Genomic DNA, 18,831 nt, shown 5'->3' on the forward strand with positions numbered 1-18,831 from the left:
GCAGCCTGCTATCCGGGAGTCGCCGCGTGCGGGTTGAATGCGGTGAACTTGGCGGGCTTACCACCAGCCTGGAGCCACCAGCAATCGAAGCCGATGCTCCGGCCTTCATCGGCGGCAAAGATAAGCGTGTTCAGGTTGATGCCGCTCTTCTACTCACGAGTGGTGTTTGATTTCCTGCCCCATTCGCTCATCTAACGGTTGATAGCGGCACACGACCTCTGGTATCAAGCCGGTTCCCGCCCGAACGTATCCTCTGCATCGGAGGCGTAGGCTCTGCCGCCTAACCCGTAACTCGCGAACAAAAAGCGCTGTTCTCAGCTCACCAGTGCAGGGCTTCGGTCGGAAGGTCACACTTCGCTTGCATGAGATGCAGTAACCGAACCCTGCCCATATCCTTCGAACTCCTGACGCGGGCGGTATTCGGATGAGGCGACACAGTGCGAAGCCGGCGCATCGGCCCGATGTGGAAGCTCCAGTTCGTCTACCGCTCGTGCAGATGACCGTGCAGTCAGACGGGGCGATGATCGTACTCGTTGACGGTGAGACGTACGCGCCGCCGCCGTATGCTCCAGCCTGGCGCAGGGAGGCGTTCTCGGCAGTGCTCGAAGCTATCACCACGAGCCTGGGCACAGCGGTCAAGGTCACCGTCACCGAGTACGACGGCGCAAGATTCACTGATATCGTGATGCCGTCGCGCGCCCCAACCGCACATCCAGTCGCTCCCGTGTCTGATCCGGTGCCGGTCATGCAAGCGCCTCCGGTGCCGGTGCAGGGGCACGGGTTTATCGCTGGCGAGGATGTCGCGATCGCGCCGATCATCGGCTACGGCAGCGCCGCCCCAGACGGGCAGGTCAACGCGGTCGTGGCGCAGGATCAGATACCGGCAAATGTGCAGGAGATGTTGCTGATTGGGCGCGTCTCGGGCACCATGCAACTCGTTCGGGCGACGCCATGAACCGGCAAGTCGGCGGGTACGGGCACGAACTCACCAACTTCGCGATGGCCGGCCTCGCCGCCCTGTTCGCGCTCGCACTCGTGCTGCGTGCCGCTGGCACCATCACCGCATGGGCGACCGGGCTCCCCGCACCGGAGGCTGGGATCGCGGCAGGTGGCGGAGTGCTCTTCACTCCCGGCGACCCTGGTACGCCGCTCGGCGCGCCAGGGCTGAACCCTGTCGTATACTGGCTCGTCGCGGCCGTAATCCTCGGGATGCTCGCAGGCGTCGGAATATGGGCGTGGACGATGGTGCGTCGCGGCCAGAAGAAGCGAGAGGCCGATCCTCGCCGGATCGTCGGTATCGCGACCCGTGCAGACATCGAGGCGCAAGCGTCAGAGAAAGCACTCATGCGACGCGCATCAAATCTTCGCCCCTCGCTCGCATCCCCCGGCCCTCCCGATGTTGGCTACCGGCTCGGCAGCGCCCACGGCAAACCCGTGTGGGCATCGGTCGAAGACTCAATGCTCGTGCTCGGCCCGCCCCGTTCTGGAAAGGGTTTGCACCTCGCGATCAACATGATCCTTGATGCGCCGGGCGCGGTGGTGACCACATCGACTCGGCCCGATAACGTGACCGCGACGCTTGAGGCGCGCAGGAGAGGCGACCGTCCGGTGGCGGTGTTCGATCCGCAGCGCCTCGCCGATGGTATTCCTGCGGGAATGAGATGGTCGCCGGTGCGGGGCTGCACCGATCCTCTCACTGCGATGATCCGCGCCACCGGCCTCGCCTCGGCGACCGGGCTGGCTTCTGGCGATACCGAGAATGGTGGCTTCTGGGAGGCGAAGACTCGGGTGGCGTTGCAGTCGCTGCTGCACGCTGCCGCGCTCGATGAGAGGCCCACTTCTGAGTTGTTCAGGTGGACGCTCGATCCTGCCGCTGCTGCTGAGGCCGTCACGATCCTTGAGAGCACCCCGAGTGCGGCGTCGGGGTGGGCTGACGCACTCGGTGGCGTGATCGACGCTGACCCGAGAACACGCGACAGCATTTGGCAAGGTGTCGCGCTCAGTCTCGCAGCGCTAGCCGACCCCCGAGTGCTGGATACCGTCTCACCCAGCCCTGGGGAAGAGTTCAACCCAGCGCAGTTCCTCGCTGATCGGGGCACCCTGTATCTGCTTGCGACCGGCGCCGGGGCTGGCGCGTCAGCGTCGCTCGTCGCTGCGCTTGTGGAAGACATCGTGGAGACCGCCCGCCGTCAGGCGGCGGTCTCTGCTGGTGCCCGGCTCGACCCTCCGCTCGCGCTGGTGCTCGATGAGATCGCGAACATCGCCGCGTTGCCGTCGCTTCCGACGCTCATGGCTGAGGGCGGTGGCACCGGCATTACGACCGTGCCGATCCTGCAATCGCTCGCGCAGGCGCGCGAGAAATGGGGTGACAACTCCGCGAACGCGATCTGGGATGCGTCGATCGTGAAAGTGATCCTCGGCGGCGCGTCGAATACGCGCGATCTGCAAGACCTCTCCGCCCTGCTGGGTGAACGCGACGAGCACACCGATTCGATCACGATGGGCGCGTTCGGTGAGCGTTCCTCGCAGCGGTCGATCCGCAGGGTACCGATCATGCCGCCAGAGAAGCTGCGCATGATCCCGTTCGGCACGGGCGTGATGCTGCTGCGTGCCGCACCCCCGATCATCACCGATCTACGGCCTTGGACAGCCCGTAACGATGCGGCGCAGCTTCGCTCGGATCGGGCGCGGCTCGAATCCGCGTTGAGAGGCGGTGCTTCCGATGGCGAGGCGTAGACGGCAGCCGCCACCAGACCAGCTTGAGCTCGACCTCTGGGGCCTGGATGAAACAACCGCTGACGCACAGATTGCCGAAGCTGGCACAAGAGAAGCAGGTGAGAGCAATGACGCACTACACGCACCGGATCAGGGCACATTGGGAGAGATACGCCCCGAACCACATGAAGACTTTGGCGGCTTCGAGCGAGGAGCTGGAGACACTCTTTTCGGAGATTGGAACCGAAGTGCTGGGCGAAGTGAGTTCGCTGAGCGAGGACATGGCGCGCGTGATGCTGGCGGAAATGCCCGAAGCGAGGGAGGATTATCTTACCCAGGTCGCACTGCTGACCACGGCACGGAAGATAGCGGAGGAGATCGCCATGACTCATCAACTCGCATGGATGAGCGATCCCTCGCTGACGCTGACCGAGGCTCGGCAGGAGTGGGAGGACACCCGGCCGATGGACGAGGGGCTGATGATGATCGTCGATCGGATTCAGGACAGCCCGTACCCGATCTACGCGACCGAGGAACTGGAAGAGATAGCTCAGGAGTGGGCGATCCCGATGTGGTTCTTCGAGGGCCTGATCGGAGCGGAGAACCCCTATCGTTACCTGGAGGAGCATCAGGGGATCATGGAAGAAGGGGCGAACATTCGCTTCCTCCGCGAAGTCCAGTAGCCGAGACCACCGAGCCAGCACCGCCTCACCCGACTGCTCCCCGGTTTGTGCCGGGCACGGTCGAGGCTCGCCCGCCGAGCGGAGCAAAGAGCCGCTACCACGCAAACATCGCTGCGATCCGGCTATTGCGGCAGCTTGAAGCGGAGCAACGGCCGGCCACGGAGGCTGAGCAGTCGGTGCTCGCGCGCTGGTCGAGCTGGGGTGCGGTTGCAGACGTTTTCGATACGTCGAAACCGGAGTGGGAGAACGAGCGCGCCGAGCTGCGTGAACTGCTCAGTGAGGACGAGTGGCGGGCTGCGGCTCGCACGACGATGAACGCGCACTATACCGACCCCGATGTCGTGCGTGAGATATGGCGGGCGCTCGGAGACCTCGGTTTCTCGGGCGGTCGCGTGCTCGAACCCGGTAGCGGCTCCGGTACTTTCATCGGTCTCGCACCCGAAGGTGCCCATGCGACTGGCGTGGAGCTTGACCCGATGACGGCAGCGATCAGCCGCGCACTCTACCCCCACGCGGATATTCGCACCGAGTCGTTCGCGGACTCCCGGTTTCCCGAGGGCACATTCGACGTCGCGGTGGGCAACGTGCCCTACGGGAAGATCCAGCTGCATGACCGGGTGTACAACGCCTCTGAATACGCGATCCACAATCACTTCATTATCAAGTCGCTGAGGCTCTTGCGGCCCGGTGGGCTGATGGCGGTACTTACTTCCTTTTACACGCTCGACGCGAGAAACCCTGGCCCACGCCGGGAAATGAACGCGGTCGCTGACCTCATCGGCGCGGTCAGGATGCCGAGCGGCGCGCACCGCAGGATCGCGGGCACCGAGATCGTCACCGACCTGCTACTGTTCCGTCGCCGCGCAGACGGTGAACCACCGCGCGACCTCACATGGGAGACGGTGACGCAGCTCGACTTCGACGGGAAACCGTTAAACCTGAACCGCTACTTTGACGAGCGCCCGGAGATGGCGCTCGGTGACATCGGGATGCAGCACGGCCTCTATTCGGCACTCACCCTCGTCGTGAAAGGCGACCACGAGCACGCCGCCGAGCACCTGCGGAACGCACTCGACCAGCTGACATTCCAGGCACGTCGAGAGGGGTTGACACTGACCGAGGCCGCACCGGAGGTCGAGGCGCGGCGCGCGGCATTCGTGCCATCGGAGCCCGGCAGATGGGATGGGTCAATCGTGCCGCACGACAATGGCAGCTTCGGCGTGGTCGCCGCAGGCGCAATCGTACCGTTCGCCGTACCGAAGTCAGCGGCACGAGAGCTACGAGCGCTACTCAGTTTGCGGGATCAAGCGTCGACACTGCTCACGATGGAGGCGCACTCGCTCGATGACACCCCTGAACTCGATCAGGCACGCGAGCAACTACGCCGCTCCTACCAGAAGTATGTAGGCGTCTATGGGTCGCTGAATCGCTACAAGCTGCGCAGTACGGGGCGCTTCGATGAGGACGGCAACCCGAAGTATGCGCGCACGGTGCCGACCCCGATCAGGCTGCTGCGCAGCGACCCGTTCGGGCCGCTCGTGCTCGCGCTCGAGAACTTCGAGGAAACCACTCAAGAGGCAACTCCGGCGACGTTGCTGAGCGAGCGGGTCGTGGTGCCTCGACCTGAGATTCAAGGGGTGGAGACCCCTGCGGACGCGGTGGCGGTGAGTCTCGACCGTACCGGCGGGATCGACCTGATCTTGATCGCTGATCTGCTCGGCATGAGCGAGCACGAGGCTCGCGGCGCGCTCGACGGCCTGGTGTTCACCGATCCGGTGACCGATGAACTGATTCATGCCCCGGCGTACCTTTCGGGTGACATCTACGAAAAGCTCGACGCTGCCCGTCAGCGTGCAGAGCGTGATCCCGAGTTCGCGGTGAACATCACCGCGCTGGAACAAGTGAAACCCGAACCTCTCGGCGCTGAAGACATCACGCCGAGGATCGGAGCGGTGTGGATCAGCGCGCAGATTCACCAGCAGTTCCTCACCGAGCTTCTGCAGGCCCGTGATGTCGTGGTCGAGAACCCGGTGCCAGGTATGTGGCAGGTGAAGGGCGGCAGGCACGGTATCCGCTCAACCTCTGAATGGGGCACCGAGCGTCGCTCCGCGCCCGTTCTGCTTGAAGCGCTCGCTGAGCAACGGCCCATCCTCGTCTACGACACCGAAAAGGACGTAGAGGGCAAAGAACGGCAGGTACTCAACCCAACTGAGACAGCAGCTGCGCAGGAGAAGGCGAACCAGCTGCAGGAGCGGTTCGCTGAATGGGTGTGGGAAGACCCCGAGCGCGCCCGCACCCTGGTAGACGGCTACAACCGCAGGTTCGCGTGCATCGCGCTCCGCGATTACACGAGCGCAGCCGACTATCTCACATTCCCAGGGCTTGCTGCGAACACGATCACGCTGCGCCCGCACCAGCGCGCAGCGGTAGCCCGGATGGTCGCAGAACCGTCCGTCGGTCTCTTCCATGAGGTCGGTGCCGGGAAGACCGCTGAGATGGTGTGCGGCGCGATGGAGATGCGACGTATGGGCCTCATCAACAAGCCCGTGGTCTCGGTGCCGAATCATATGTTGGAGCAGTTCTCGCGTGAGTGGTTGCAGTTATATCCGAACGCGAAGATTCTCACAGCGTCGAGCCAGGATGTGACGCGGGATCGACGGCGCGCGTTCGTCGCGCGAGCGGCGGCGAACGAGTGGGATGCGATCATCATGACGCACTCTGCGTTCGAGCGCGTGCCGCTGCGGGTGGATACTGAGCGCGAGTATCGTGACCGGCAACTCGACGGTCTCCGCGCCGCGCTTGAGGGTGCCGACAAGGATGATCGAATCAGTGTGAAGCGGATGCAGCGCGCCCTCACGATGGCCGAGGAACGCCTCAAGAAGCTCGCTGACAAACCGCGCGATTCGGGCATCAACTTCGAGGACACCGGTATCGACTACGTCATTGTGGACGAGGCGCATCTGTTTAAGAACCTCGCCACTCCTTCGAACATTCGAGATGCCGCTATCACGGGCTCCGAGCGCGCTTCTGATCTGCATATGAAGCTTGAGTATCTCCGTTCGACGGGGAGGAAAAGGATTGTGACCGCTGCGACGGCGACACCGATCTCGAACTCCATCACCGAGGCGTATGTGATGCAGCGCTACCTGCGCCCAGATCTGTTCTATGCTGCCGGGATCGGTGAGAGCTTCGACGCATGGGCGGCGACTTTTGGCGAGACGGTCACGCAGATGGAGATGTCTCCTACGGGAGCATCGTTCAGGATGAAAACGCGCTTCGCGAAGTTTCAGAATGTGCCGGAGATGCTCAGGATGTGGAGCACATTCGCTGATGTGAAGGCCGCCGAGGATCTGAAGCTCCCCGTTCCCGATATTCGCATTCGCGACGATGGCAACCGTGCCCCGCTGACCAGAGGCGTAGCCCCATCGTCCGAACTGGTGGCGTTCGTGAAGACCCTCGGTGAACGTGCCGAGATGATCGCCTCGGGCAGTGTTGACCCGCGCGAGGACAACATGCTCTCGGTCACCAGCGACGGCAGGAAAGCTGCACTCGATATGCGGCTGATCGTATCTGACGATCCCTCCGGCCCTACCAAGGTCGACGTCGCGGCCGACATGATCTTCCGTACTTGGGAAAACACCCGAGATACCGAGTACCTCGATACGGTGACCGGCGAGCCATCGCCGATCAAAGGTGCGATGCAGTTGGTGTTCTCCGACCTCTCGACACCGAACAAGGAACGGTGGAATGTGTACGAGGAACTGCGCACCCAACTCATCTACCGTGGGATGCCTGCCGAGGGTATCCGGTTCATTCACGAGGCCCGCAACGACCTCGAGAAAGGTCGCCTGTTCGCGGCTGCCCGCGCCGGGCACATCTCTGTACTTCTCGGTTCCACCGAACGCATGGGCGTCGGCACCAACGTTCAAGCACGGGCCATCGCGCTGTATCACCTTGACTGCCCTTGGCGACCCTCTGACATTGCCCAGCGCGAGGGTCGGATTCTGCGGCAGGGCAACCAGAATGAGGAAGTCGCGATCGTTAGGCTCGTCACAGAGCGTTCTTTCGACTCGTATATGTGGCAGGGCGTTGAGCGTAAAGCGAAGTTCATTTCGCAGGTGATGCGCGGCAGGCTGGATGTGCGCGAGATCGAAGAAATCGACTCCGCCTCGCTCACCGCTGCCGAGGCGAAAGCCATCTCGTCCGGCAACCCGCTGTTGCTCGATCAGGCTAATCTTCAGAGTGAAGTTACCCGGCTGCGACGGCTCGAACGGGCGCACCAGAACAACGAGCGGATGCTTGAATACACCCGTTCCCAGGCAGTTCAAGACGCTGCCCGTGCTGCCGATGACATCGAGGGGATACGGGCAGCGATCCCGAACATGATCGACACCACGGCCGAGAAGTTCCGCATCACGATCCAAGGCCGCTTCTACGATTCGCGTAGCGATGCCGGCCACGCGCTCATGGGGTGGGCAAGGCAAGCGAACATGCAGTACGCGGGGCGTCACCAAGTACAGGACTACGGCGTGATCGGGCGGATCGGTGGCTTCGACATCAGCTGCGAGCTCGTGCCCGAAATGGCCGGAGACGTGCTCGTGCGTACCAGCTTGCACGGAGTTCCGAGGGGATCGTTTACAGTCACCCGAGACTCGTTCCTGCAAGGCGGTGTCGGCCTAATCCAGCGGATCGAGAATCGTATGGCCGCACTCCCGAAGCTGCTGACCGAAGCCGAACAGGATCTAGCGCGGGCCGAACAGACCCGGCAGGATGCCGAGCAACGACTCGGGCAGCCGTTCAAGCACGCCCTCGCACTCTCTGCGGCTGAGGCCGACCTCGAAAAGGTTGAGAAGAAGATCGCCGTTATGCAGCGGCAAACCCCGGAGGAACCCACCCCTGAGCCTGAGCGGGTCTCGGCTTCGCCGCCTCGCCCAGAACTCACGGTTGAGGCGGTGCGCGCGTATCAGCCTCGGGGCGGTGTGCGCTCTGAACCCGACCAGCAGCGACCCCATACTCCAGCTGCTGCTCCCAGTGCGTTCGACCCGATGCCGCTGAGACCGTCTGGGTTGCAGATCGGGCGGTAACCGCTTCTCGGGGTGGCGACCTCACCTGCTTGTTGCCGCGCGGAGGCGCGGCGCGACATCCAAGGAGCACCACCATGAACGACAGCAGCGAACCGGCCCCCACATCTGAGCCGATCGAAACCCTCGATGCGATCATCGGGTTCTTCGCAACCGAGCCTAAGCCCAGCAGAACCCGCGACGGCGTACCCAAAATCTATGCCCGCTACGGCACCGAGCGATTCGTTCACGACCTAGAGACCGGCGGCACGATCAAGGAAGAACCGACCTTTCACGCGCTCACCGCATACTGGGGTGCTGCCGAGACAATCCTCGCTCAGTACCGCAAGGGCGACTCGTTCATCGCGCAGGGCGTGGTGCGCGTCAGCAAGCAGACTGGCAAGGAACGCTTCGAGGTCAAGCAGATCGGCCACAACACCCGACGCACCCGCTACACGGTCGACCGCAGCCCCCGCGCCGAACAGCGTGCGACAGAGCACACCGCGATGAGGCAGGCACTCAGCGCCGCGCAGGAGCACTCGACGGCAGTCAGCGCACATCCTGAGCCGCACCGCACCACACACGTGAGCGCGGCATCAGTCGGCGTGAGTCGATGAGCGAGGGCATCATGGATACGAGTGAACTTCCTCCCGACGTGGAGGCGCCCGAGTCAGAATCATCGGCATCGACATCACGAGAGTTCCCGCGTCTCGGCACTCCGGTGAACGCGGGAGGCAGAGTGAGCGCACCGCCGCGACCGATCAACTGGAACCTACTCACCAGCGAACAAGCCGAGATCGAGTGGCTCGAACTCAACAGCTGGGTGTCCTGGCTGAAACTCTCCTACGGTCTCACACCGGCAGTGCTGCCCCCGCTGTGGCACCGGCACCCCGAGCTGGTATGGGAACTCTCGGCGCTGCATTGTCATTGGCTCGGCGCCTACGATCCTGAACAGCACGCCAGCGGCCCGATCACCTGGCACCGCGACTTCACCGAAGCGCGGATGCGCCTGCGCGAATGGGTGCAAGCCTCCGGCACCCGCATCGACCGCGACCGCCCCACACGGCAAACCACTTGGCCGGGCGACACCCCGTACCCTGCGGCGGCGGAGGCCCCCATCGTTGACCGAGACGCCGACTTCGTAGAGTTCGTCAAAGCCGATGTGGCTTCGCGCCGTGCCGACGAAGACGCTTACTTCCTTCTCGTGGCTGAGCATGAAGCACGCCGCAATGCCGCAAGCGGTGATTGAGATGGTGCGCAGCTACCAGCGAAAGACTCCAGCCCTTTCCGCAGGCCGGGAGGTCAAGGTGCGCTGCGAAGACCGCGAGACCGTGGATGTGCCGTTGCTTGCGGAGGTACTCATCAGGATCGCACTCCGTTCGACATCAGCGTCTGCTGATCAGAATGAATCCGCCAAGCAGCATATCGGAAATGCCGGTCTCTCCCGGTTCTTCCAAGACGCCCTCGCGGTGAAGCAGTAGCATCGTAGACAGATACTCAAGCAAGACGTGGCACCCCTTGCGACACGGCCCCGGCGATTGCCCGGAGTGCAGTGTTCTTTCTCTCTTGCGAATCTGACCGCCACGTCACGCAGCAGCGAGTCATGCTCGGTGCTGCCTGACGAAAGGCAATCGCAATGACTCTCCTAGGTCTCCCTGCCGGTCTCGACCTCGACTCGCTCCGCAAGCTCGCTACCCAAGCAGCCAAAGCCAAACCGCAGCCCGCCCCCGGTGATGGCACCCCGCTCGCGGTGTCATACCTGCGAGTCTCGACCAAGGATCAAGCCACCCGCAACGGCCTCGAAGAAGGTCTCTCGATCCCTGCACAACGCGAAGCCGCCGAGAAGAAAGCCGCCTCGCTCGGGGCAGTGATCGTCAAAGAGTTCATCGAGCCAGGCGAATCGGCGAAGACCGCAAACCGTAAAGCGCTGCAGGAGATGCTGGAATATGTGGCGGTGAACCCCGTGCAGTTCTGCATTATCAACAAGGTCGATCGCATGGCAAGGAACCGCCTTGATGATGCCGTGATCCATGCAACGCTACGCGGGCGCAGCATCCAGCTAGTGTCGGTCACTGAGAACATCGACGAGTCGCCGTCGGGGATGCTAATGCACGGCATCCTTGCCACGATCGCGGAGTTCTATTCGCTGAACCTCGCGCAGGAGGTGGTGAAGGGCCTCCGGCAGAAAGCAGTCATGGGTGGCACTCCCGGTCGTGCCCCGCTCGGCTACCTCAACGTGCGAACCACCGAGAACGGTGCCGAGATTCGCGAGGTCACCACTGATCCCGACAGATTCGACCTTGTGAAGTTTGCGTTCGAGAGCTACGCGAATGGCGACTGGACACTCTCGATGCTCACCGAGGAAGTGAATCGGCGCGGCCTGACCACGAGACCGACACCGAAGCATCCTGAGAAGCCCCTCACCACAACGATGCTGCACAAGGTACTCACGAACCCGTATTACAAGGGCCTCGTCACGTTTCAGGGCGCAGTCTACGAGGGCAGCCACGACGTGATGGTCACACCCGAGGTCTGGTCGAAAGTGCAGCAGATTCTCGACCGCAACAACCAGCGAGGTCAGCGACCGCAGAAGCACGACCACTACCTCAAAGGCGCGCTCTACTGCTCCTGTGGGGCAAAGCTCATGCTTGAACGTCCGCAGGGAAACACGGGCGAACGGTACGACTACTTCTCCTGCTCAGGTCGCCGTCGCAAAACCACGAGTTGCACGCGAAGTGCGATCCTGGTGGAGCGGATCGAACTGAAAGTCGAGCAGGCATACGCCACGAAGTCACTCACCGAAGACCAAGCTGCCGGGGTTGGGAAGATTCTGCACGAGGTGTTCGACAGGCTCGAAGGCGGGGCCAGCGACGAGCGCGCGGCACTCACCGAGCAGAAGGCTCGCCTCGAGTCCGAACGGTTGAAGCTCGTGCAGGCGCACTACGCCGATGCGATCCCGGTCGATCTGTTGAAGAGCGAGCAAGACCGAATCCAGAACGCACTCGGCGCGATCCAGACCAGGCTCGACAGCCTGCATTCCCGCTACGCGGACGCCCGTGAAGGCCTCGAAGACATGCTCGCCGTGCTCACCGATCTGCAAGGGTTGTACCTGCGTTGCGAACCCGCTGAACGCCGGTTCCTGAACCAAGCCTTGTTCACGCGCATCATCGTGGACGAGAACGAGAACGTCGAGCTGCAGCCCCAGGCCGGTGTCGACACCGTGACTTCGCAGAGAATCAACACCTACAGCGCAGGCCCGGTAGCAACAACGAAAATGCCCCGCATTCAAGCGGGGCAAGTTTCGACTTTCGAACTTTTGGTGGATCTGAGGGGACTCGAACCCCTGACCCCCTGCATGCCATGCAGGTGCGCTACCAGCTGCGCCACAGACCCATAGGAAGTCGGGCGAATGCTCACCCGACAACTCTTCTACTTTACACTATCGCCCGGATCCGATTGCAAATCAGCGGTCTCCGCGATGAAGCCCTCGAGGTCAATAACGGGGCAATCCTTCCAGAGTCGCTCGAGCTGGTAGAACTCGCGATCCTCCTGGTGAAACACGTGCACGATGAGGTCGCCAAAGTCAAGCAGCACCCATCGACCACCGCCCCGACCCTCACGCCGAATGGTGCGGGCGCCCGAGGTATTCAACGCGTCCTCCACCTCGTCGGAGATGGCCTGCACGTTGCGCTCGACGCTTCCGCTGACAATTAAGAACACATCGGCAAGCGCGAAGTGTTCGGACACTTCCAACGCCACCGGCGTCGTTGCACCCTTCGACTCGGCTGCCAGCACTGCTGTACGCAGCATCTGCTGCACACTTGGGCTTTCTTTCACGCTCAACCAAACATCCCTGAAGTTGCTCCCCATACCAGTAGCGCCACAACGGCCACTACCAAGCCGCCACCCGTGGCAATCAACACCACGGGGAGCTTACTCTTTTCCTTCTGCGCCTCGGTCACGACCGGACCGAGCGTTGCCCGGGCGCTCACTGCGCGCGCAGCCGAGACAGGGGCGATGCCGCCGGCACTCGCCGCACGATCTGCAAAACCCAGTTCATCGAGCGGATCCGCCTCGACCGAGTCGAGCAGGCTCGCATGGCCGCCGGTTTCACCCAGGGACCTCGGCAGCTCGATGGAGCCAGTAATGTACAGCTCCCCGGTTTCACCGAGACGACCGGCCAGCTGGCCACTCTCGGGCATAGCGGGCAAAATCAGTGCGGACGAACTCGAAGCGCTCGCCGCGCCCTCCTGCGCCACGGCACGCGAAATGATGTCATCAAAGCCCCCGCCATTTTCGCCCACGGAGCCCGGGTCTTTCCCCGAGACTCCGCGCGAGGCCGGATTGTCAAACACAGAAATTCCGTCATCGAGTGGCGCAATGTCAGGAAACGTATACGCCTGCGGGGCTTCTGCGGCCCGTGTGGATCGCTCGCGGATCGCGCTGATGGGAACTGTGTCTGCGGCGATTTCCGCGTCCAACATCTCATCGCCGTCTTCGTCGGAGTGGATTTCGACGACCTCGTCAACTTCGGCTGCGGTGGTGGCTGCGGCGAAATCAGCGGGCGAAAATGGCTGAGTCTGTGCAAGGTGATCATCAAAAGCGGGCACAGAGGAATCGGGCTGCGGATCTCCTGCAGCGTCGTCTTGAACCGCCACAGTCTCCTCGGCCTCGAAGAGCTTCTCGATCTCGACCGCTTCAGTGTCCGTAGTTGCTTCAGTGTCTGCAACTACTTCCGGCGCCTCATCGGCCTGAATGACCGGGGCATCGGTCACACCCGGTTCAGACTCCTCGGCTGGAGCGTCAACGTCAGCGTTGACGCTCGGCTCGAGCGCAGCAACCTCTTCGGCTTGGGCAGCACGCTCGGCGAGTGCCTGCTCGCGGAGTTCACGCATCTCACGACGCGTGCGAGGCCGGCCATGCTCGTCAACCGGCGAGATGACGATTTCCTCGAAATCGACGAGGTCTGTTCGTGGATCCGCTCCGGGCGCCGTTGCACCGGATACCACGGGATTCATACCCGTCTCGCCCAATTCTTTAAGTCGACGCTCGCGTCGGCTCAGTGGGCGATCCTCTTCATTGTCACTCATGCGTCAGTCACTTTCTTCGCTGTACAGATCGTGTTTGGCGATGTACTGCACAACCCCGTCGGGTACCAAATACCAAACGGGATACCCCCTGGCAACGCGACTGCGGCAGTCGGTTGAGGATATCGCCAACGCAGGCACTTCCAACAAGCTTACGTGTTCATCAGATAATCCTGAAAGCGAGAGCTCGTGGCCCGGCCGTGACACCGCGATGAAGTGCGCGAGATCCCACAATTCGGGCACGTCTTTCCAGCTAACGATCTGGGCAACCGCGTCGGCACCCGAGATGAAGAACAGCTCGGAGTTCGGATGCATGGCCTGCAGGTCGCGCAGGGTGTCTACCGTGTACGTCGGGCCATCACGATCGATATCGACACGACTCACCCGGAAATTCGGGTTAGAAGCCGTCGCGATCACGGTCATCAAATATCGGTGCTCGCTCGGAGAAACGTTTGACTTGTGCCAGGGCTCGCCCGTCGGCACAAAAATCACTTCGTCGAGGTCAAACCACTTCGCAACCTCACTGGCTGCGACCAAGTGTCCGTGGTGGATCGGATCAAACGTTCCACCCATCACTCCAGTGCGGCGCTTTCGCGGCGCCTCAATCTCAGTGATGCTGGGTGTTGCCGTGCTCGCGGGCATACGCCTCGGCCTTTTCCGCGTGGCGGTTCGCAACATCACGGAAGCTGAAGGTGACAGCCGCGAGGGCAGCAAACAGCACGAACATGATGACCCCGAAGAAGAACGCCGGGAACCACAATTCGTTGACGACGTGATGCCCCTCTTCGGCGGCAAGTGCGATCGTTGCGAGAACAGACATCAAGCTTCCCCTGCATTCATTACGGTACGTTGAACGTAGTCAGTCTAGCGGGTTCCCAGGTTTCGAGTGGTGAGGCCGCGACACGCTAGCGAGTCTGGCCATCTCCCCGCACCAGCCACTTGGTGCTCGTGAGTTCGGAGAGACCCATCGGGCCGCGTGCGTGCAGCTTCTGCGTCGAGATCCCCACCTCCGCGCCGAAGCCGAACTCTCCACCGTCGGTGAAGCGCGTCGAGGCATTCACCATGACGACCGCTGAGTCGACCTCGGCGAGGAAACGCTGAGCGCTCGCGTAGTCCTCAGTCACAATCGCCTCGGTGTGGCGGGTCGAGTATCGCTCAATGTGCGCGAGCGCCTCGTCAAGTGACTCGACCACTCTCACTCCCATTTCAAGCGCAAGGTGCTCGGTGGCCCAGACATCTTCACTTGCCTCGGCGATACCTGCAGCAAGTCCGCGCGATGCCTCGTCGCCGCTGAGCAGCACCCCTGCGCCCAGAAGTTCTTCAGCCAGGCGAGGCAGCAGCCGCTGGGCAGCGTCGCGGTGCACGAGCAGTGTTTCTGCGGCGTTGCACACACTCGGGCGGTGCGTCTTCGAATTCTGCACGATCGCCAGGGCCTTCTCGGGGTCGGCGCTTGCATCGACGAACACGTGCACGATGCCCGATCCCGTTTCGATCACTGGGACCGTTGATTCCTGCACCACCGTCGAGATCAGCCCCGCGCTCCCCCGAGGAATCAGTACGTCAACATAGCCGCGGGCACGCATCAGTCGACTGGCGCCCTCTCGCCCGAAGTCGTCAATCGTCTGCACCGCGCCGCCGTCAAGCCCGGTGGCAGAAATCGCCTGTTGAATGATTCCTACCAATTCCCGATTCGAGTTTTCGGCGGCGCTGCCCCCGCGCAAGACCACGCCGTTTCCGCTCTTCAGCGCCAATGCGGCGATATCTACGGTGACGTTTGGGCGGGCCTCGTAGATCGCACCGATAACACCGAAGGGCACCCGCACCTGAGTGATCTGGATGCCGTTGGCCAGTGTGCTTCCTCGCACGACCTGACCGATCGGGTCGGGCAGAGCAATCACGTCTCGCACCGCGTGAGCGAGCCCGTGCAGTCTCGACTCGTTCAACAGCAGACGGTCAAGCAAGCCCTCCGTCAGCCCGGATGCGCGGCCACGATCCAGATCGATCTGATTCGCGGCCACCACCTGATCGACACCCGACTCGATCGCATCAGCAATCGCAGCAAGAGCAGTATTTTTCTGCGCGGTGGTCGCCTGTGCGAGCCCGCGGGCAGCCTGGCGGGCCGATTCGAGTCGGTCGATGAAGGGATCTGAGGCGCTCATGTGCCCCAGTTTAGCGATCCGCCCGCGCATTGGCCGAGAACCGGGTGCCGTGTGGTTCGCCGTTGAGCACGCCAGCGAGCAATTTGGTCTCGGTAAGTAGCACCTCAGTGCCAGCTTCGGCGGCAAGCCGGGCCGCCTGAACCTTGGTCGCAGCTCCCCCGGTTCCCCAGCCTGACTGCGTGGCACCAATTTCCACGCCCTCGAGCTCGTCCCCGTACGTGACGTGCTCAATGCGGGTGGCGCCGGGAGTCGTGGGTGGGGCCGTGTACAGCGCGTCGACATCAGATAGCAACACCAATTGATCCGCGTGGATCAGCCTGGCCACGAGGGCCGCGAGCCGGTCGTTGTCACCGAAGCGAATCTCGTGCGTCGCGACCGTGTCGTTCTCGTTGATAATGGGAAGGATACCCAGCGCCAGCAGCCGCTCAATGGCACGCTTCGCGTTGCCTCGGTGCGTCGGGTTTTCCATATCGCCAGCCGTAAGCAACACCTGCCCGGCGATGATTTCGTGCACGCTGAGCGAGCGCTGATAGCGGTTCACGAGGATATTTTGCCCCACCGCAGCAGCGGCCTGCTGGGTTGCGAGGTCGTCAGGCCGCTCGTCAAGCCGCAAGAACGGCACCCCCGTGGCGATGGCACCGCTCGACACGAGAATCACCTCGCTGCCCGAGCGATGCAGCCTGGCGAGTGAATCGACGAGGCTCGGAATCTGTGCCGCGTTGTCTCCGCTTACCGACGATGAGCCAACCTTGACCACGATTCGGGATCCCGCGAAGCGTGGAGGCGCATCTTCGTTGCCCTGCCCCTCGATCACGAGTCCTCGTTCCAGAGCCCGGCCTTTCGCTCGGACTCAAGATTGGCGCGCGCGGCAGCCTTAGCATCCATCAGTTCGTGGTATTCGACGCGACGCTCTTGGTTCGTGCGCCGATCGGTGGAATCGACCCGGGCATCCGTGCCGCGGGCACCCATCTGCACTTCGGCGGCGCTCGTGAGCGTCGGCTCCCAGTCAAAGATAACGCCGGATCCGGGCCCGATGACCACCGTCGATCCTGCGACGGCACCCGCCTTCACGAGGGCATCTTCGACACCCAGCTTCTGCAGTCGATCCGCGAGGTATCCCACCGCTTCGTCGTTGGTGAAGTCGGTTTGCTCGACCCAGCGCTCAGGCTTCGCCCCGAGAATACGGAAGATGGTGCCATACGACCCACCTTCGGTCACGACACGGTATCCGCTGTCGTTGACCGGGCGCGGGCGCAGCACGATCCGTGGCGAGTCGACTGCCTCAGCCAGTTCACGCTCACGTGCCGTCTCGACGAGCTCTGCCATCGCGAAGCTGAGTTCACGCAGTCCGTGGTGGGAGACCGTCGAGATCTCGAAGACCGTGTAGCCGAGTGCCTCAAGCTCCGGCTTCACAAAGTCGGCGAGCTCTCGCGCCTCTGGCACGTCGACCTTATTGAGGGCGACGAGTTGAGGACGCTCAAGCAGCGGGGTCTGACCCTCGGGCACTGGGTAGGCCGCGAGTTCCGCGCGAATCACCTCAAGGTCAGATAGTGGATCACGCCCCGGTTCGAGCGTGGCGCAATCGAGCACGTGGAGCAGCGCGCTGCACCGCTCAACGTGGCGCAGGAAATCGAGCCCGAGGCCCTTCCCCGTACTCGCGCCCTCAATCAGGCCAGGCACATCTGCCACTGTGAAGCGGTGCTCTTCGACCTGCACCACCCCAAGATTCGGGTGAAGGGTAGTAAACGGATAGTCTGCGATCTTCGGCTTTGCCGCGCTGATCGCGGCGATCAGGCTCGACTTGCCAGCTGACGGGTAGCCAACCAAGGCCACGTCGGCGATCGTCTTCAGCTCAAGCGTGAAACTTCCCGAATTGCCCGAAGTGCCCAAGAGAGCGAAGCCCGGCGCTTTGCGCTTGGGGCTCGAGAGCGACAGGTTACCGAGCCCACCGAGACCGCCCTTTGCCGCGATGAACTTCGCCCCGGGCTCGGTGAGGTCAGCAAGCGTTTCGCCATCTCCATCTTTCACCACCGTGCCGATGGGAACGGAAAGGATCAACTCGGTGCCGTGGGCACCGTTGCGGTAGTCGCCAGCACCGAAGCCGCCGTTCTCTGCAACGCGGTGGGGTCTACGGTGATAGTCGAGAAGGGTGGTCGACTGCGGGTCCGCAAACAGCACGATGTCGCCACCGTTTCCGCCGTCGCCGCCGTCTGGGCCCGCGAGTGGCTTGAATTTTTCTCGTCTTACGGACACACAACCATTGCCCCCGCGACCCGCCTGCAAGTGCACCTGCACCTGATCAACGAACGTCACCATTACGCGCCTCCCCTCATCCTTCTCAACGAACTACCCTAGATACGGCAAAAGGCGAGCCGAAGCTCGCCCCTGCCTATTACAAACCGAACTTACGCTGCGGCTACCACGTTGACGACCTTGCGGCCGCCCTTCGCGCCGAACTCGACTGCGCCTGCAGCCAGTGCGAACAGCGTGTCGTCGCCACCGCGGCCGACGTTGGCGCCGGGGTGGAAGTGTGTGCCACGCTGACGAACGAGGATCTCACCTGCGCTCACCTGCTGACCGCCGAAGCGCTTCACACCGAGACGTTGTGCGTTGGAGTCGCGACCGTTGCGGGTCGAACTCGCGCCCTTCTTATGTGCCATCTGCCTGTCTCCTTACGAAATCTTTGGGGCTCGGGTTACTTAATTCCGGTGACCTTGATGCGGCTGAGGTCTTGACGATGACCCTGGCGGCTCTTGTAACCGGTCTTATTCTTGTACCGCTGGATCACGATCTTCGGGCCGCGAAGATCGTCGAGCACCTCAGCGGTGACCTTAACCTTTGCAAGCTTCGCGGGATCGGTGGTGACCTGATCGCCGTCCACGAGAAGGAGGGCGGGCAAATCGAGCTTGCCGTTGGCATCACCGGTCACCCGATTGACGGTCAGGATCGTACCGACCTCGACCTTCTCCTGCCGGCCGCTTGTGCGCACTACTGCGTAAACCAATTGTCTACCTTTTCCTCGAGAACGTTCTTCCGCGTTCCCGGCGAGGCCGGGAGCTGTCGGGGAGAGCGCGCATAGCGCTCCATGCAAGAGACCACTCAGTTTTTGAGTGGCACCAACGGTCAA

At 62.6% G+C, this 18,831-nt stretch carries 17 protein-coding genes, 1 tRNA gene and 1 pseudogene; 8 read left to right on the plus strand and 11 right to left on the minus strand.

Going from position 1 to position 18,831, the window contains the following annotated elements:
- Nucleotides 1–496 precede the first annotated feature (496 nt).
- The 8 genes and pseudogenes from ACR0R4_RS06520 to ACR0R4_RS06555 all read left to right on the plus strand — a co-directional run.
- Entirely contained in the window at nt 497–955 is a 459-nt protein-coding gene (locus tag ACR0R4_RS06520; RefSeq protein ID WP_079941065.1) for a hypothetical protein, read from the plus strand.
- Entirely contained in the window at nt 952–2,736 is a 1,785-nt protein-coding gene (locus ACR0R4_RS06525) for a type IV secretory system conjugative DNA transfer family protein (protein ID WP_079941066.1), read from the plus strand. The genes ACR0R4_RS06520 and ACR0R4_RS06525 overlap by 4 nt, the downstream gene beginning before the upstream one ends.
- Nucleotides 2,737–2,843: 107 nt before the next feature.
- Nucleotides 2,844–3,398 (plus strand): hypothetical protein, encoded by a 555-nt coding sequence (locus ACR0R4_RS06530; RefSeq protein WP_071046098.1) that lies wholly within the window; start codon nt 2,844–2,846, stop codon nt 3,396–3,398.
- Nucleotides 3,399–3,445: 47 nt separating this feature from the next.
- Nucleotides 3,446–8,482, plus strand: coding sequence for a helicase-like domain-containing protein (locus tag ACR0R4_RS06535; RefSeq protein ID WP_409617153.1), 5,037 nt, complete (start codon nt 3,446–3,448; stop codon nt 8,480–8,482).
- 74 nt (nt 8,483–8,556) lie between these two features.
- Nucleotides 8,557–9,075, plus strand: coding sequence for a single-stranded DNA-binding protein (locus ACR0R4_RS06540; RefSeq protein WP_071043335.1), 519 nt, complete (start codon nt 8,557–8,559; stop codon nt 9,073–9,075).
- A complete protein-coding gene (locus tag ACR0R4_RS06545) occupies nt 9,072–9,707 on the plus strand; it encodes a hypothetical protein (RefSeq protein ID WP_143003621.1) in 636 nt (211 codons plus the stop codon). Before ACR0R4_RS06540 ends, ACR0R4_RS06545 begins: the two co-directional genes overlap by 4 nt.
- Nucleotides 9,673–9,939 carry a hypothetical protein gene (locus ACR0R4_RS06550; RefSeq protein WP_143003620.1) on the plus strand — a complete coding sequence of 89 codons (267 nt, stop codon included), beginning with the start codon at nt 9,673–9,675 and terminating at the stop codon, nt 9,937–9,939. The genes ACR0R4_RS06545 and ACR0R4_RS06550 overlap by 35 nt, the downstream gene beginning before the upstream one ends.
- A 155-nt stretch (nt 9,940–10,094) precedes the next feature.
- Nucleotides 10,095–11,225, plus strand: a pseudogene (locus tag ACR0R4_RS06555) (recombinase family protein); the annotation flags it as partial.
- A 24-nt stretch (nt 11,226–11,249) separates the two neighbouring features.
- Here the strand turns inward: ACR0R4_RS06555 and ACR0R4_RS06560 are convergent.
- The 11 genes from ACR0R4_RS06560 to rplU form a co-directional block, all read right to left on the minus strand.
- Nucleotides 11,250–11,558 carry a hypothetical protein gene (locus tag ACR0R4_RS06560; RefSeq protein WP_433646530.1) on the minus strand — a complete coding sequence of 103 codons (309 nt, stop codon included), beginning with the start codon at nt 11,556–11,558 and terminating at the stop codon, nt 11,250–11,252.
- A gap of 217 nt (nt 11,559–11,775) precedes the next feature.
- Nucleotides 11,776–11,851: transfer RNA gene (locus ACR0R4_RS06565), tRNA-Ala, on the minus strand.
- A gap of 36 nt (nt 11,852–11,887) precedes the next feature.
- Entirely contained in the window at nt 11,888–12,268 is a 381-nt protein-coding gene (gene rsfS / locus ACR0R4_RS06570) for a ribosome silencing factor (protein ID WP_433646531.1), read from the minus strand.
- Between the two features lie 29 nt (nt 12,269–12,297).
- Nucleotides 12,298–13,548 (minus strand): hypothetical protein, encoded by a 1,251-nt coding sequence (locus tag ACR0R4_RS06575; RefSeq protein WP_433646532.1) that lies wholly within the window; start codon nt 13,546–13,548, stop codon nt 12,298–12,300.
- Nucleotides 13,549–13,551: 3 nt separating this feature from the next.
- Nucleotides 13,552–14,187, minus strand: coding sequence for a nicotinate-nucleotide adenylyltransferase (gene nadD / locus ACR0R4_RS06580; protein ID WP_433646533.1), 636 nt, complete (start codon nt 14,185–14,187; stop codon nt 13,552–13,554).
- A complete protein-coding gene (locus tag ACR0R4_RS06585; RefSeq protein ID WP_433646534.1) occupies nt 14,153–14,365 on the minus strand; it encodes a hypothetical protein in 213 nt (70 codons plus the stop codon). Before ACR0R4_RS06585 ends, nadD begins: the two co-directional genes overlap by 35 nt.
- Nucleotides 14,366–14,450: 85 nt before the next feature.
- Nucleotides 14,451–15,704 carry a glutamate-5-semialdehyde dehydrogenase gene (locus ACR0R4_RS06590; RefSeq protein ID WP_433646535.1) on the minus strand — a complete coding sequence of 418 codons (1,254 nt, stop codon included), beginning with the start codon at nt 15,702–15,704 and terminating at the stop codon, nt 14,451–14,453.
- Between the two features lie 10 nt (nt 15,705–15,714).
- The gene (gene proB, locus ACR0R4_RS06595; RefSeq protein ID WP_433646641.1) at nt 15,715–16,515 is read right to left on the minus strand and encodes a glutamate 5-kinase; all 801 of its coding nucleotides are present in this window, start codon (nt 16,513–16,515) and stop codon (nt 15,715–15,717) included.
- Nucleotides 16,515–18,020 carry a GTPase ObgE gene (gene obgE, locus ACR0R4_RS06600; protein ID WP_433646536.1) on the minus strand — a complete coding sequence of 502 codons (1,506 nt, stop codon included), beginning with the start codon at nt 18,018–18,020 and terminating at the stop codon, nt 16,515–16,517. Before obgE ends, proB begins: the two co-directional genes overlap by 1 nt.
- 89 nt (nt 18,021–18,109) lie before the next feature.
- Nucleotides 18,110–18,364 (minus strand): 50S ribosomal protein L27, encoded by a 255-nt coding sequence (gene rpmA / locus ACR0R4_RS06605; protein WP_433646537.1) that lies wholly within the window; start codon nt 18,362–18,364, stop codon nt 18,110–18,112.
- A 35-nt stretch (nt 18,365–18,399) separates the two neighbouring features.
- The gene (gene rplU / locus ACR0R4_RS06610) at nt 18,400–18,708 is read right to left on the minus strand and encodes a 50S ribosomal protein L21 (protein WP_433646538.1); all 309 of its coding nucleotides are present in this window, start codon (nt 18,706–18,708) and stop codon (nt 18,400–18,402) included.
- Nucleotides 18,709–18,831: the final 123 nt, after the last annotated feature.

The sequence above is a fragment of the Leucobacter fengyongliangi genome, assembly GCF_050971685.1.
In the GTDB taxonomy this organism is placed as follows: Bacteria; Actinomycetota; Actinomycetes; order Actinomycetales; family Microbacteriaceae; genus Leucobacter.

Coding starts and splice junctions, on each gene's coding strand:
- ACR0R4_RS06530 (WP_071046098.1), top strand. CDS start 2,844: ATGACGCACTACACGCACCGGATCAGGGCACATTGGGAGAGATACGCC.
- rsfS (WP_433646531.1), bottom strand. CDS start 12,268: ATGCTGCGTACAGCAGTGCTGGCAGCCGAGTCGAAGGGTGCAACGACG.
- nadD (WP_433646533.1), bottom strand. CDS start 14,187: ATGCCCGCGAGCACGGCAACACCCAGCATCACTGAGATTGAGGCGCCG.
- ACR0R4_RS06545 (WP_143003621.1), top strand. CDS start 9,072: ATGAGCGAGGGCATCATGGATACGAGTGAACTTCCTCCCGACGTGGAG.
- obgE (WP_433646536.1), bottom strand. CDS start 18,020: ATGGTGACGTTCGTTGATCAGGTGCAGGTGCACTTGCAGGCGGGTCGC.
- ACR0R4_RS06525 (WP_079941066.1), top strand. CDS start 952: ATGAACCGGCAAGTCGGCGGGTACGGGCACGAACTCACCAACTTCGCG.
- ACR0R4_RS06520 (WP_079941065.1), top strand. CDS start 497: ATGACCGTGCAGTCAGACGGGGCGATGATCGTACTCGTTGACGGTGAG.
- ACR0R4_RS06590 (WP_433646535.1), bottom strand. CDS start 15,704: ATGAGCGCCTCAGATCCCTTCATCGACCGACTCGAATCGGCCCGCCAG.
- ACR0R4_RS06540 (WP_071043335.1), top strand. CDS start 8,557: ATGAACGACAGCAGCGAACCGGCCCCCACATCTGAGCCGATCGAAACC.
- ACR0R4_RS06550 (WP_143003620.1), top strand. CDS start 9,673: ATGAAGCACGCCGCAATGCCGCAAGCGGTGATTGAGATGGTGCGCAGC.
- ACR0R4_RS06585 (WP_433646534.1), bottom strand. CDS start 14,365: ATGTCTGTTCTCGCAACGATCGCACTTGCCGCCGAAGAGGGGCATCAC.
- rpmA (WP_433646537.1), bottom strand. CDS start 18,364: ATGGCACATAAGAAGGGCGCGAGTTCGACCCGCAACGGTCGCGACTCC.
- ACR0R4_RS06575 (WP_433646532.1), bottom strand. CDS start 13,548: ATGAGTGACAATGAAGAGGATCGCCCACTGAGCCGACGCGAGCGTCGA.